We start from the raw sequence: 13626 nt of genomic DNA on the forward strand, positions 1-13626 counted from the left end.
CCGCAAAGGTGGATGCGGGCATGATGCCAGCGATGCACAGCTTCATCCTGCCCGACATGAGCTGCGGCCATTGCGTCGCCGCCATCACCGAAGCGCTGAAGGCGGCCGACGCCCAGGCGCGCGTCGAGATTGATCGCAACGCCAAGACCGCCGACGTCGACAGCGACCTGCCCCGCGAGGCACTGGTGGCCGTGCTGACCGAGGCCGGCTACCCGCCGGCGCCGGCCAGCACCTGACTCAAGCGAAGCTGAACGGCAACTCGCGCTGGCGCTTGCCAGTCAGCCGCGCCACCGCGTTGGCGAGCGCCGGTGCCAGCGGCGGCAGCCCCGGCTCGCCCATGCCCTTGGGTGGGTCGTTGCTGGGCACGATGCTGACCGTCATGACCTTGGGCGCGTCGGGCATGCGCGGCATGGCCATGTCGTAGAAGTTGTTCTGCTCGACGACGCCGTCCTTGAAGGTCACACGGTGGGTCGGCATGGTCGTGGCCAGGGCCATGATGGCCGCGCCCTGAACCTGGGTCTCGACCGCCTTGGGGTTGATGCAGAGGTTGCAGTGCACGCCCGCATGCACTTCCTGCAGCACCGGCTGGCGATCCTTGCCTTTGCCCTTGATGCTGGCGACGACGACATAGGCGACGACCGACTCGAAACTCTCATGCACCGCCACACCCCAGGCCTGGCCGGGTTTGAGCTTGCGCTTGCCATAGCCGCTCTTGTCGACGGCCGCCTGCAGGGCGGCGCGATGCCGGTCGGCCTTGGCATTGCCCTCCATCAGCTTGAGGCGGTAGGCCACCGGGTCCTGCTTGGTGGCGAAGGCGATCTCGTCGACCAGGGTCTCCATCACATAGGCCGTGTGGGTGGAGCCCACCGAGCGCCACCACAGCACCGGCACATTGACGTCGGGGTGGTGGACGCTGAGATTCATCGGGATCTCGTAGGGATCGCGCATGCCCTCGGTCGTCGTGCCGTCCACGCCCTTCTGATAGCCAAAGCCTTCCAGCGGCGAGCCCTTCAGGATGCTCTGGCTGACGATGCGGTGCTGCCAGCCGGAGATCTTGCCCGCGGCATCGAAGCCGATCTCGGCGCGATGCACCGTCATGGGCCGGTAGTAGCCGGCCTTGACGTCATCCTCGCGGCTCCAGATCACCTTGACCGGCATGGGTTTGCCGGCCTGGGCCAGGGCCACCGCCACGGCTGCCGCCTCGCGCGGCCATTCGGTGGCGGGCGTGGCACGCCGGCCAAAGCCGCCGCCCGCCATCTGCACATTGACCTGCACCTGCTCCGGCTTGAGCCCCACCGTCTTGGCCAGGTTCATCGCATCGATGCCGGGCATCTGGGCCGCGTAATAGAAGTCGCAGCGGTCGGCCTTCAGGTCCACCGTGCAGGCCAGCGGCTCCATCTGGGCGTGGTTCAGATAGGGGAAGACGAAGTCCGCCGTGATCTTCCTGGGCGCCTTCGCCCAGGCGCTGGCATCGGCCTGGAACTCCGGCTTGGGCGCCGGCGTGCCGGGCGTCTTGGCCAGGGCCAGGTACTGCTTGGTCAGCGCCGCGGTGTCGGGCTTGGCCACGCCACCCAGGTCCCAGTCGACCTTGAGCGCATCACGGCCCTTCTTGGCCGCCCAGTAGCCGCTGGCCACCACGGCCACACCCTGGCCGCCGCGGTCCAGCGCCACCGGCAGCACGGCCTTGACACCCTTGACCTTGAGCGCCTCGGTCGAATCGAGCTTGGCGACCTTGCCGTTGAAGACCGGCGGGCGCTGGATGACGGCCACCGCCATGCCCGGCAGTTGCACGTCCATGCCATAGGCCTGGGTGCCGGTGCTCTTGGCCTGGCTGACGACCAGGCCGGTGGGCTTGCCGATCAGCTTGAAGGTCTTGGGATCCTTCAACGTGACGGCCTCGGGCACCGTGCCCTTCATGGCGGCGTCGAAGAATTCGCCATAGCCGGCGCTCTTGCCACCACCTGAAATGACACCGTTCTCGGCTTTTAACGATGCGGCCGGCACCCCCCAGCTCTCGGCCGCGGCGGCCACCAGCATGGCCTTGGTGCGCGCACCCAGTTCGCGGTACTGCTGGTAGCTGTTCTTGACCGAGTTGGAGCCGCCGGTCAGGTGGATGCCGAAAAGCGGGTCGACGTAGGCGGCCTTCTGGTCGCCAAAACCGGTGCGCACCTTGCTCCAGTCGGCTTCCAGCTCCTCGGCGCAGATCATGGCCAGGCCGGTCTCGACGCCCTGGCCCATGTCCATGCGGTTGCACAGGATGGTGGTGGTGCCGTCCTTGGCGATGGTGACGAAGGCCAACGGTTGTTCAGTCGGCTTGGACCCGGGCTTGGGCGCCTGGGCGCTCGCCATGCCAGGCAACAGCGCCAGGCCGACGGCGCCGCCGACGGTGGTGGTGACGAAGCTGCGGCGGGAAACTCCAAGGGAGCCCGCGGTCAGTGCCTGGTCGATGCGACGGGGATTCAGCATGTCGGCCTCCTCAGGCGAGCTTGGCCGCAGCCGTGTGGATGGCCGCGCGAATGCGGGTGTAGGTGCCACAGCGGCAGAGATTGCCGGCCATGGCCTCGTCGATCTGCGCGTCGCTGGGCTTCTTGTTGCCCTTGAGCAGCGCAACCGCACTCATGACCTGGCCACTCTGACAGTAGCCGCACTGGGCCACGTCATGCTCGACCCAGGCCGCCTGCACGGCCTGGCCAACCTTGTCGGTGGCGATGCCCTCGATGGTGGTCACCGGGCCTTGCACCGAGGAAATCGGCGTCAGGCAGGACCGCACCGGCGCGCCGGCCACGTGCATGGTGCAGGCGCCGCACTGGGCCGCCCCGCAGCCGAATTTCGTGCCGGTCAGCTGCAATTCCTCCCGCACGGCCCACAGCAGGGGCATATCGGGCTCGGCGTCCAGCGACACGGCGCGACCGTTGACGGTCATGTTGATCATGGGATTCCTCAGGGGGGTGGGACGCGGGCGACTCTAGCCACTTGCGGTGTCCCCGTACATCACTCGGGCATTGCCAAACAAAAAGGGCTCCGAAGAGCCCCCAAGACGTAGCCACTCCGGCGCCGCCTACTTGAACTGGTAGCTCGCCGTGGCGTACCAGAAGCGGCCACGCGGGTCGACGAAGGAACCCGCATAGCCGGTCACGTGCGAGCCATAGCTGGACACGGCGGTGAACGGCGGGTCCTGGTCCAGCAGGTTGCGGGCGCCGACACGCAGGGCCAGCGTGGGCATGGGCTTCCAGCCTAGGCCCAGGTTCCAGCGGCTGCTGTCCTTGACCTTGTGCTCGACGAGCGGGCCGACGTTGGCCTCCACCAGGCCGGCCGATTCCGTCCAGCCCTTGACGAAGATGTTCTCCAGCGTCAGGTTCCAGTTGCCCATGTTCCAGTCCAGGCCCAGGGTGTGCTGCCACTTGGGCACCGGCTGCACGCCGGCACCGTCGCCGGCCGTGCCCTCATAGGACACATAAGGCGTGCCCTTGCCGTTCTGCTGCTTCCATTGGTTGATGAAGCTGCCGGCGTAGCTGGCGCTCAGGCGACCCATGGAACCCAAGCTCCAGCCCGCCTTCACGTCGAGGTCGATGCCGTTGGTCTTCAGATCGCCGAGGTTCTCGACCGGGGTCTCGATGTAGCTGATGAAGCCGCTGGGCTGCAGGCGGTGGATGCGGGTGTTGTAGCGCTGGTAAAGGATCGGGTCGGACATGATGGCGTCGCCGCCGATGGTGCCGATCTGGTCCTTCTTCTGGATATGCCAGTAGTCCAGCGCGATGGACAGGTCCCGCATCGGCTCGAACACCGCGCCAAAGGAATACTGGCGCGACTTCTCGGGCTTGAGCGAGGGGTCACTGGACAGGCGCACGTTGAACTGCGTTTCGCAGCGCGGGTCGCCGGCCTGGCCGGGCGGGCAGTTCGGGTCGACCAGGGAGTTGGCGGTGTTGGTGAAGGCCGTCGGGCTGTTCACGTCCCACAGCGTCGGGGCGCGGAAGCCCGTGCCGGCACTGGCGCGCAGCAGCACTTCGCGGCTGGGCTGGAAGCGCAGCGTCACGCCCGGGTTGAACGTGCCGCCGAAGTCGCTGTATTTGTCGTAGCGCGCCTTGACCGTGGCCTCCCAGCCCTTGGCGAAGGGCATCGACAGCTCACTGAACACGGCATAGATGGTGCGCGAGGCCACGGTCTTGGGCACCGTGCCTTCGCCGCCGATGTGCAGGCCCAGCTCATAGTCGGCATTCACGGCATGGTCGTCGGCCTTTTCCTTGCGCAGATCGGTGCCGACGGCCAGCATCATCGGGCCGCCGCTCATGGCCATCAGCTCGGTGCTGGCCTTGGCGTCGAAGGCATAGGTCGTGCTCTTGGAACGGCGCATCGGGCCTTCCATGCGCGCGCGGTTCAGCGCGGCCAGTCCAGCTTCATCCTGCGGGCCGAAGGGGTTGATGACCCCGGTGGCCAGTTCGGTGATGAAGCGGCCTTCGTGCAGGTAGTTGTAGTAGTCCAGCGAGCCCTTGGCCTGCGACATCGTCAGGCCGGCGTCGTAGTCCCAGCCCTGGAAGATGCCGGTGGCACCGGCCACGAAGCGGGTCTGCTCGTTCAACACGTTGTTGGTGCGCGGGCCGACCGGCACGGAACGCATCGCGATCTCGGTGAAACCGCCGCCCAGCGTGTCGAACTGCGCCGGCGTGTAGCCCAGGCTGGTCAGCAGTGCCGCCGGGAAGTATTTGCTCGAGATGGGGAAGGCGAAGGACGGGTAGGTGCCGTCGGCCTTCACATGACCCGCCGTCGAGTCAATGGGCACGGCGGCCGTGCGGCCGATGGAGTCGTTGCGTGCGTAGCTGGCCTCGAAGAAGACCTGCGAATCACCGCCCGTGTCCAGCGTCAACCGACCGAAGGCATCGGCCTTCTTGGAGTCGGGCAGGTTCTCCTGCATGGCCGGATAGATGAAGCGGCAGCGCTTGATCGGCGTGCCGTTGGGGGTCGTCGCGGTCAGCGTCTGGATGGTGTTGAAGTTGGGGTCGCAGGGGCTGAAGTTGGTACCCGCGTTGGCATAGGCGCCCGGCGTGATGTTGAAGTCGACGAGGCGACCTGGGAAGGAGCGGCCCGAGGTGGGGGGGTCGGAGCCGGGGATCTCGTCGATGCCGCGCAGATACCACTTCTGGTCGAGGGAGCTGACCTTGGTCTGCTTCTTGACGTTGCCGGTCACGAGCAGGTTGTAGCCATCGGTCTTGAGGCCGCCCATGCCGAAGGCGATGGAGGCGCTCGTCTCCTTGCCGCCAATGCTCTTCTCGGGTGCGCCGTACTTCAGCGTGACGGCGCCCTTGTCGTAGTCCTTGCGGGTGATGAAGTTGATGACGCCGCCGACGGCGTCGGTGCCATACACGGCCGAGGCGCCGTCACGCAGCACCTCGATGCGGTCGATGGCCGCGAAAGGGATGCTGTTCAGGTCCACCGACGAATTGCCGCCGATGGAGCCGAAGGCGAAGTTGGCCAGGCGCCGGCCATTCAGCAGCACCAGCGTCGAGTTGGGGCCCAGGCCGCGCAGGTTGGCGAAGCTCTGGGAATAGCCGGCGCCCTGCGTGGTGTCCGACTGCACGGCGGTGTTGGCACCGATGCGGCGCAGGATGTCCTCGACGTTGGTGGCGCCGGTCTTCTCGATCTGGTCGCGCGTCATCACCGACACCGGCAGGGCCGTCTCGGATTCCACGCGCTTGATCGACGAGCCGGTGATGGTGATGCGCTCGAGCTGCTGCTGTTGGGCCGGTGCGTTCTGCGCAGCGGCCGAGCCGGCGATACCGGCGGCCAGCAAGGCCAGCGCCAGTCGGGTGTGACGGTGTTGCATGGAAGCTCACTCCTGTCAGTTGGGGCCTTGTGAAGGGTCGCCCCCGACCCCCGCCGCGGCGCGGCTTGTTGCCCTCATGCAAAGAAGTGTTGAGCCGCAGTTCATGGCTCCTCCCCTGCGGGAAGTCAGGCTGTGGCGCATTCACAGCACTGCGAATTAGGGCCTGACTTCCTTCACGTCCGCGGCCGGCGCCGCAAGGCTCAGACTCGCGCGTACTTGGCCAGCGCCCGCAGCAGCGCTGCGAGGCTGATGGGCTTGGTCAGGTGGGCGTCGCAACCCGCCGCCAGGGACTGCTGCACATCGGTGTCGAAGGCGTTCGCCGTCAGCGCGACGATGGGCGTGCGCGGCCTGCCCTCGGCAGCTTCGATGGCCCGCCATTGCCGCGTGGCCGACAGCCCGTCCAGCCCGGGCATCAGCATGTCCATCAGCACGAGGTCGAAGTCACCCTCGCCCGTGCCTTCACGCAGAGCGGCCAGGGCCTGCTCGCCATCGCGTGCCCGCTTGATGCGGTGACCCAGGGGCTGCAGCATGCCCTCGATGACGAGCACGTTGACGTCGTTGTCCTCGGCCAGCAGCAGCTCAAGCGGACGGCTCGGCGCCATGCGCTCAGCGCGCGGCTCTGCCGGGTCGGCATGCGGCGGGCGTGAGTCGGGCAGATCCAGCCGCACCTCGAAGCAGCTGCCCTCGCCTACACGGCTGTGCACGCTGACATCGCCGCCCATCAGCCGCGCCAGCCTGCGCGTGATGGCCAGGCCCAGGCCGGTGCCGCCAAATTCCTGCGCGATGGTCGCATCCGCCTGGGCGAAGGGTTGGAAGATGCGCTCCAACCCGTCGGGTGCAATGCCGATGCCGGTGTCCTGCACGCTGATCAGCACCTGGCCCTGGGTGCTGCGCGACAGCTCGACCGTCACGCCGCCCGTCTTGGTGAATTTGATGGCGTTGCCGACCAGGTTGGTGACGATCTGCGCGACACGCTGCTGGTCGCCCAGCACCCAGCCCGCCGCTTCGGTGCGCGCGAACACGCGCAGCCACAGGCCCTGGCTCTGGGCGCGCTCGCGCAGCAGCTCCAATTGCAACTCGACGAGGTCGACCAGATTGAAGGGATGCGAGGCCAGCTCCAGCCGGCCGCTCTCGATGCGGGCGTTGTCGAGCAGGTCGTTGATGAGGGCGAACACCTGGCGACCGGCATGGCCCAGCACCTCGACGTAATGGGCCTGATCCGGCTTGAGCGGCGAGCGCGCGAGGATGTCGGAGAAGCCCAGCACGGCGTTCATCGGCGTGCGCATCTCGTGGCTGACCTGGGCCAGCAGCTCGGTCTTGGCGCGGCTGCGCGCATCGGCCAACTCGCGCTCGCGGGTCAGCTCGCGCTCCCGCTCACGGGCATGGCGCTCGTGCTCGACGGCTGTCAGCAGCAGGGCCAGCGCGAGCAGGTAGAAGCCGGGCGCGAGCGTCGGCAGCGTACCGGCCCACGCGGCACTCCATGACGCGAACAGCAGCGCCGCCATCGCGATGCCTGCCGCCAGCGCCTGGCGACGCAACAGCAGGGGCAACGCACCCAGGGCGAACAACAATGCATCCACGGCCCACACGCCCGCACCGCGCTCGCGCAGCAGCGCCAGCGGCTCGGCGCCCAGGGCTTCGAAGACGGCAGCGTTCAGCGCCGTCCCCGACAACCGGCCCTGGGGCGTCATGACCTCGTCGGCAAAGAAGGCACTGCTGCCGACGAAGACGCTGCGGCCGGCGAGCAATCGGGCCAGCTCGGCGTCCTCGCTCTCGCCCAGGGCCGCGCGCATCAGGCGCTGCCAGGACACGCGCGGTGGCTCGCCGCCGCCCAACGGCAGGCGCAGGCGCAGCTGGCCGGCCTCGTCCACAGGCCAGCGGCGCGCGCCCGCGACAAGCTCGTCGCCCTCGCGCCGCCAGCCAAGCGCACCGTCGGCGCGCAGCCGCGCAGCGAAGGCCAGGCTGGGCAGGCTGCGCCCCTGCACGCGATGCAACAACGGCAGGCGGCGCAGCAGCCCGTCGTCGTCCAGGGCCACCGAAATGACTCCCAGGCTGGCGGGCTCGGCGAGCGCGTCCAGCAGTGCATCGGCCGGGGCCGTCAGCGCGTCCCAGTCCAGGCCTGGCGCATGGGCCGCGCCCAGGCGGGTCAGCGCGCGCTGCTCGGCCGCACTGGCTGGCGCGAGTTCGACGCCGGCGCGCTGGCGCGTCGCCAGGCCGGCAGCCGCGAGCACCGTCGGCGGGCCGGCGGCCAAGGTCTGCGCCAGCCGTGTATCGCCTTCACGCGGGCCGGCGAAGACGATGTCGACGACAACGAGGCGGGCACCGGCCTGGCCGAGGTAGTCCAGCATCAGCGCATAGACCTCGCGCGAGTAGGGCCACTCGCCCAGGGGCTGGCGCAGCACAAGCAGCGAGGCGTCGTCGATGTCGACGATGACGCTGGTGGGTGGCGGTGCCGCGGGCGCGGCGGCACGCAGCAACAGGTCGCCGATGGCGCGGTCGATACGCGGCTGCGCGCCGGTCAGGCTCAGCAGCGCCCAGAGCAGCAGTGCTCCGGGCAGGGCGAGCCAGGGCCAGCGTTTCAAAGCACGGGGATCAGCAGCAAGGGCAGCAGCCACAGCCAGCGCGGATAGGGCTGCTCGATCATCTGCGTCTGGCCCCAGGGGCTTGCCGCGCCGGCGGCGTTGAAGGCCTTGGCGCGCAAGAAGTACTTGCCCGGCGATGGCTTCGGGATCGCGAGCTCGGGCTTGTCCGTTGCAAAGCGCTGCACGTCCGCGCCGTCAAAGGTCTCGGTCTTGGACCATTCCAGTTCGTAGCGCGTGACGTCCGGGTCGGCCCGCCAGCGCAGCTTCAACTGGTCGCCGCTGACCTCCGGCTCGGCCGGCGGTGGCGCGGGCGGCGGCGGCCTGATCTCGAAGGTTTGCGGGTCGCCGAACGGCCCGGCACGGCCGCCCGCTTCGACGGAGGCGATGCGCCAGTGATAGAGGCCGTCGGGCAGTCGGGCGTCGTAGTTCGCGCCGTCAATGGGTGAGGGTTGCAGAACCAGGTCCTTGAAGCCGGCATCCCGCGCGATCTGCAGGCGCACATTTGGCGCCACCGTGTTGCGCGTCCAGGCGAAGGCCGTGCCACCGGCGTAGCTGACGGCACCGGGCGCAGGCGCCTGGATGAAGGGCGGCTCGGGCCGGGCCAGCAGGCGGATGCTTGCATCGGCAGCGGCGCCCTCCTGGCCGCGCGCGTCAATGGCGCGCACGCGCAGCGTGTAGTCGCCGTCGGCCAGCTCGCGCGCCTCCGGCCAGGTGACGGCCGGCTCGCCCACGACGTCATCCAGCAGCAGGCGGTCGAAGTCACCGCCAACGTACAGCTGCACCCGCCAGGTGGCAGCGCCGGCCGGACCGCCCACCCAGGCCAGGTGCAGCGGCAGCCGCTCCATCACGGGCACCAGGCCACTCAGATCGGCCGCCGGCAGCAGCGGCGCGACGCTGCGCGCTGCTCCCTCGGCGAGCAGGCCCTGGCCGCTCGCCACGTCGGGGCCCAGGCCACCGGCATGCACGGCGCCGGACAGCACCTGCATGCGGCTCTGCGAACCCGCCGTCTGCACGCGGAACTCGGTGCCGCGCACGCCCAGGTTCACATGCGGCGTGCGCACTTCGTACAGCGGCACGCGCTGTGCGTTGGGCGTCACGCGGCTGTCCGCACCGCCCTGCTGCACGCCGATGCGCACCGCGGGGATTGCGCCGCGGCCCAGCACCAGCAGTTGGTCCAGCGTGATGTCGCTGTCGGGCGGGATCAGCAGCCGCGAGCCATCGGCGAAACGCAGGCTGGCGCTGGACTGAGCGCCGGTCTTGATGCGGTCCCCGCCTTGCAGCGTCGTGCCGGCGGTGAGGGCTTCGCTCGCCGCACCACGCTGGCGCGTGACCTGGCCGCGCGCGAACACGGCCTCGGCGACGCTGGCCTCGCGCTTCAGCCAGGCCACCGGCATGCGCAGGGTCGAACCGGGCATCAGCCGCAGCGGGTCAGGCACGCGGTTGAGCTTTTGCAGGTCGCGCCAGGTCTTGGGCGGCGCCAGCCAGGCGTCGGTCAGTGTGATCAGCGTGTCACCGGGCTGGATGCGGTAGCGCCAGTCGGCGTCGGCCGCCTCCGTCTGCGCAGGCGCCTCGGCGCAGGCCAGCAGCAACAGGCCCATGGCGAGCCAGATTCTCATTGCACTCATCGGCGCCTCCCTTCCCTCGCAGGAGCTTGGATCCTAGCGATGCCTGAGAATGCCGAACACAGGAGGAGTGTGCGCAATGCTCACGATTTCGGGCTTCATCGGCTGGCTGCGCCGCCATCGCATCGCCTGCTTCGGCGTCATGGTGTTGAGCTTCGTCGCTTTCGGGCTGCTGACGCTGGATCTCGTGCGGCTGGTGAGTGCCAACGCGGCCCTGCTGTCGGACTACGGCTGGCAAGGGCTGCAGGACGGCGGGCTGCGGCAACTGGCCGAGCTGATCGCCTCGACGCTGGCGGCGATGGCGGCCTGGCTGCTGTTCAAGGTCTGCGAGACGGTGCTCGTGCAGGCCTGGACGCGTTAGGCCTGAGCCAACGCATCCTGCAGCTGCCCACGCAGCCGGCGCAGCCGCTGCAGCTCCTGGTCGGGTGCCTGCAGGGCCGGCCACAGCAGGGCGACGAGGTCACGCGCGCTGGCCTCCACGTCGATCTGGCGGCCGGTGATGACCACCTCCCACAGCATGTGCTCCATCGGCCCGAACACCAGCGAGCGCAGCATGCGCAGCGGGATGTCGCGCCGCACCTCGCCGGCCTCCTGGCCGCGCGCCAGCAGCTCCATCAGCGGCGCGGTGTAGCGCCGCTGCAGCTCGACGAAGCCTTCGCCGAGGTCCTGGCCCTTGGTTCTGCCTTCCGACAGCACCAGCGCGCACAGCCCCGTGCCCTGGATCAGGAACAGGCGCAGATGCGTCAGCACGACGAACTCCAGCTGCTCGCGCACCGAAGCCTGGCGCGGCAGGCCGGCCTGGATGGCGGCGATGATCTCGTCGTACCAGTCCTGGATGACGCGCATGCACAGCTCGCGCTTGCCGCGGAAGTAGGTGAAGACGGTGGCCTCGGAGATGGCCAGGCGCTGGGCGATCTCGGTCGTCGTCGCACGCTCGTAGCCGCGCTCGGCAAACACCTCCCGACCAACGCGCAGGATGTCGCGCACGCGCTGCTCGGCCTTCGGGCCGGCGGGGGAGCGGCGTTGAGGTTGAGCGGTGGCCGTGGTCATCGGGGACGCATTCTGCGCAAATATTGAGGATCACTCAAGTCTTGATTGCATCCGCGTTCACCCTGGATTATTCTGGCGCCCCTCACGCGGCTCACGAGGCCGTCAAACGATAAAGTTGAGCCTTGCTTAAGCTGGGCTTCGCGGAGACTCCATGCCGGTCCTGAACACGCAACTCAACCCCCGCTCGGCCGACTTCAAGGCCAATGCCGACGCAATGCGCGGGTTGATCGACGACTTGAACGCCAGGCTCGCCAAGATCGCCCAGGGCGGCGGCGACGCCGCGCGCGCCAAGCACACCGCCCGCGGCAAGCTGCTGCCGCGCGACCGGGTCGAGATGCTGCTGGACCCAGGCACGCCCTTCTTGGAGTTGGCGCCGCTGGCCGGCCTGAACCTGTACGACAACGCTGCGCCCGGCGGCGGTGTCATCGCCGGCATCGGCCGCGTGTCGGGCGTGGAATGCGTCATCGTCTGCAATGACGCGACCGTGAAGGGCGGCACCTACTACCCCATCACCGTCAAGAAGCATCTGCGCGCGCAGGAAATTGCCCAGCAAAACCGCCTGCCCTGCGTCTACCTCGTGGACAGCGGCGGCGCCAACCTGCCCAACCAGGACGAGGTCTTCCCCGACCGCGACCACTTCGGCCGCATCTTCTTCAACCAGGCCAACCTGTCGGCCGCGGGCATCCCGCAGATCGCGGTGGTCATGGGCTCCTGCACGGCCGGCGGCGCCTACGTGCCGGCGATGAGCGACGAGACCATCATCGTCAAGAACCAGGGCACCATCTTCCTGGGCGGCCCGCCGCTCGTGAAGGCGGCCACCGGCGAGGTGGTCACGGCTGAGGACCTGGGCGGTGGCGACGTGCACACGCGCCTTTCGGGCGTGGCCGACCACCTGGCCAACAACGACACGCATGCGCTGGCCATCGCACGGCAGTCCGTCGCACGGCTGAACTGGACCAAGGCGAGCCCACTGGCGATGCAGGAACCGAAGGCGCCGGCGCACGACCCCGCCGAGCTGCACGGCGTGATTCCCACCGACACGCGCAAGCCCTTCGACATCCGCGAGATCATTGCCCGCATCGTCGACGGCTCGGAGTTCGATGAGTTCAAGGCCCGCTACGGCGCGACGCTCGTCTGCGGCTTCGCCCACATCGAGGGCATGCCGGTCGGCATCGTCGCCAACAACGGCATCCTGTTCGCCGAGAGCGCCAACAAGGGCGCTCACTTCATCGAGCTGTGCTGCCAGCGCAAGATCCCGCTGATCTTCTTGCAGAACATCACCGGCTTCATGGTCGGCCGCAAGTACGAGAACGACGGCATCGCCCGCGCCGGCGCCAAGATGGTGACGGCCGTGGCCTGCGCCCAGGTGCCCAAGTTCACCGTCATCATCGGTGGCAGCTTTGGCGCCGGCAACTACGGCATGTGTGGCCGCGCCTACTCGCCGCGCTTCCTGTGGATGTGGCCGAACGCGCGCATCTCGGTGATGGGCGGCGAGCAGGCAGCCAGCGTGCTGTCGACGATCCGCCGTGACGCCATCGAAGCCAAGGGCGGCAGCTGGTCCGCCGACGAGGAAGAAGCCTTCAAGGCGCCGCTGCGCCAGCAGTACGAGGACCAGGGCCATCCCTACTACGCGTCGGCGCGCCTCTGGGACGACGGCGTCATCGACCCGGCCGATACGCGCCGTGTGCTGGCGCTGGGGCTGTCGGCGTCACTGAATGCGCCCATCCCTGAAACGAAGTTCGGCGTGTTTCGGATGTGATGACGCCACGCCTGCGCTCCACGCTGACCTCGTTGCTGGTCAGCCTTACCGTTGCTGCCAACGCCGCCACGCAGGAAGACCTGCGACGCGTGGACGCCGCGCTGCGCCATGCCGCGTCGCCGTGGTGCGGCCGTCTGGCGGAAATCGACGCGCAGGGCCAGCGCCGCTGCACCGTGCCCTTCGAGAGCGTGGGGCCGATCGGCGCAGGCAACGCGTTCGCGGTGTTCGACATGACCCGCATCTCCGATGAGTTGCTGGCGGTGCTATCTGAGGACGAACTCGCCGCAGCGATGGGCCATGAGTTGGCGCACGTGGTGTTGGGTCACGGCATCTTCAGAATGCGCCAGCAGATCGCCAAAGGCCCGGACGAGGCGCAAGCCATGCTGCTGTCGCTCAATGAACAGTTCGGTATCGAGCCCCACGCAGACACTCCTCAAGACCTGCGCGCCCAGGAGCTGGACGCCGACACGCTCGGCCTGGTCTTTGCCGGCTTGGCGGGGTACGACGTGCATCGCGGCGCGGCACTCTGGCGCACGGCCAGTCAACGCATTCCCGGCATGAAGTCGCATGGCGCGACCACTCACCCCGAAAACGCACGCCGACATGCCAACGGGGCCCAGGTGGCACGCAGCTTCTGCCGAGCGGTCTACGCATCGCGCCCACCGTGGCCCGCCACTGAACGACTACTGCCTCGCTACGAGCTGTCGCGCGATGAAGCCGCACGTCAACTCGATCCGGCCCTTCTCACCCGCGCCTGCGGCAAGCCCAACCCAGCCCGAATGCTGAAGGGATGAC

General features: G+C 68.6%; 10 protein-coding genes. 4 read left to right on the forward strand and 6 right to left on the reverse strand.

Features of this window, described 5'->3' with window-relative positions; translation table 11 throughout:
* The first annotated feature begins 20 nt into the window (after positions 1-20).
* Entirely contained in the window at positions 21-236 is a 216-nt protein-coding gene (locus tag ACXJKJ_RS06740; protein ID WP_235532124.1) for a heavy-metal-associated domain-containing protein, read from the forward strand.
* A gap of 1 nt (position 237) precedes the next feature.
* Here the strand turns inward: ACXJKJ_RS06740 and ACXJKJ_RS06745 are convergent, their stop codons facing one another.
* The 5 genes from ACXJKJ_RS06745 to ACXJKJ_RS06765 all read right to left on the reverse strand — a co-directional run bounded on the left by ACXJKJ_RS06745 (position 238) and on the right by ACXJKJ_RS06765 (position 10025).
* The gene (locus ACXJKJ_RS06745) at positions 238-2466 is read right to left on the reverse strand and encodes a molybdopterin cofactor-binding domain-containing protein (protein ID WP_457389557.1); all 2229 of its coding nucleotides are present in this window, start codon (positions 2464-2466) and stop codon (positions 238-240) included.
* Between the two features lie 10 nt (positions 2467-2476).
* The gene (locus tag ACXJKJ_RS06750) at positions 2477-2932 is read right to left on the reverse strand and encodes a (2Fe-2S)-binding protein (RefSeq protein ID WP_056205070.1); all 456 of its coding nucleotides are present in this window, start codon (positions 2930-2932) and stop codon (positions 2477-2479) included.
* 126 nt (positions 2933-3058) lie between these two features.
* A complete protein-coding gene (locus tag ACXJKJ_RS06755) occupies positions 3059-5818 on the reverse strand; it encodes a TonB-dependent receptor plug domain-containing protein (protein ID WP_457352531.1) in 2760 nt (919 codons plus the stop codon).
* 200 nt (positions 5819-6018) lie between these two features.
* The gene (locus ACXJKJ_RS06760) at positions 6019-8400 is read right to left on the reverse strand and encodes a CHASE2 domain-containing protein (protein WP_457389559.1); all 2382 of its coding nucleotides are present in this window, start codon (positions 8398-8400) and stop codon (positions 6019-6021) included.
* Positions 8397-10025 (reverse strand): FecR domain-containing protein, encoded by a 1629-nt coding sequence (locus ACXJKJ_RS06765; RefSeq protein ID WP_457389560.1) that lies wholly within the window; start codon positions 10023-10025, stop codon positions 8397-8399. Before ACXJKJ_RS06765 ends, ACXJKJ_RS06760 begins: the two co-directional genes overlap by 4 nt.
* 76 nt (positions 10026-10101) lie before the next feature.
* Between ACXJKJ_RS06765 and ACXJKJ_RS06770 the strand changes: the two genes are divergently transcribed.
* Complete coding sequence (locus tag ACXJKJ_RS06770; protein WP_457389561.1) at positions 10102-10383, forward strand: hypothetical protein; 282 nt, start codon at positions 10102-10104, stop codon at positions 10381-10383.
* Here ACXJKJ_RS06770 and ACXJKJ_RS06775 read toward each other — a convergent pair.
* Complete coding sequence (locus ACXJKJ_RS06775) at positions 10380-11072, reverse strand: TetR/AcrR family transcriptional regulator (RefSeq protein ID WP_457389562.1); 693 nt, start codon at positions 11070-11072, stop codon at positions 10380-10382. The two genes, ACXJKJ_RS06770 and ACXJKJ_RS06775, sit on opposite strands and share 4 nt — an antisense overlap.
* A gap of 151 nt (positions 11073-11223) precedes the next feature.
* Between ACXJKJ_RS06775 and ACXJKJ_RS06780 the strand changes: the two genes are divergently transcribed.
* Positions 11224-12831: a carboxyl transferase domain-containing protein gene (locus tag ACXJKJ_RS06780; RefSeq protein WP_457389563.1), complete on the forward strand. Its 1608-nt coding sequence runs from the start codon at positions 11224-11226 to the stop codon at positions 12829-12831.
* Complete coding sequence (locus ACXJKJ_RS06785; RefSeq protein ID WP_457389564.1) at positions 12831-13625, forward strand: M48 family metalloprotease; 795 nt, start codon at positions 12831-12833, stop codon at positions 13623-13625. Before ACXJKJ_RS06780 ends, ACXJKJ_RS06785 begins: the two co-directional genes overlap by 1 nt.
* The last annotated feature ends 1 nt before the right edge of the window (position 13626 follow it).

It is taken from the genome of Roseateles sp. P5_E1 (genome assembly GCF_054049335.1).

Bases quoted from the DNA above. Each gene is read 5' to 3' on its own strand.
- ACXJKJ_RS06740 (WP_235532124.1), top strand. From the start codon at position 21: ATGATGCCAGCGATGCACAGCTTCATCCTGCCCGACATGAGCTGCGGC.
- ACXJKJ_RS06745 (WP_457389557.1), bottom strand. From the start codon at position 2,466: ATGCTGAATCCCCGTCGCATCGACCAGGCACTGACCGCGGGCTCCCTT.
- ACXJKJ_RS06750 (WP_056205070.1), bottom strand. From the start codon at position 2,932: ATGATCAACATGACCGTCAACGGTCGCGCCGTGTCGCTGGACGCCGAG.
- ACXJKJ_RS06755 (WP_457352531.1), bottom strand. From the start codon at position 5,818: ATGCAACACCGTCACACCCGACTGGCGCTGGCCTTGCTGGCCGCCGGT.
- ACXJKJ_RS06765 (WP_457389560.1), bottom strand. From the start codon at position 10,025: ATGAGTGCAATGAGAATCTGGCTCGCCATGGGCCTGTTGCTGCTGGCC.
- ACXJKJ_RS06770 (WP_457389561.1), top strand. From the start codon at position 10,102: ATGCTCACGATTTCGGGCTTCATCGGCTGGCTGCGCCGCCATCGCATC.
- ACXJKJ_RS06775 (WP_457389562.1), bottom strand. From the start codon at position 11,072: ATGACCACGGCCACCGCTCAACCTCAACGCCGCTCCCCCGCCGGCCCG.
- ACXJKJ_RS06780 (WP_457389563.1), top strand. From the start codon at position 11,224: ATGCCGGTCCTGAACACGCAACTCAACCCCCGCTCGGCCGACTTCAAG.
- ACXJKJ_RS06785 (WP_457389564.1), top strand. From the start codon at position 12,831: ATGACGCCACGCCTGCGCTCCACGCTGACCTCGTTGCTGGTCAGCCTT.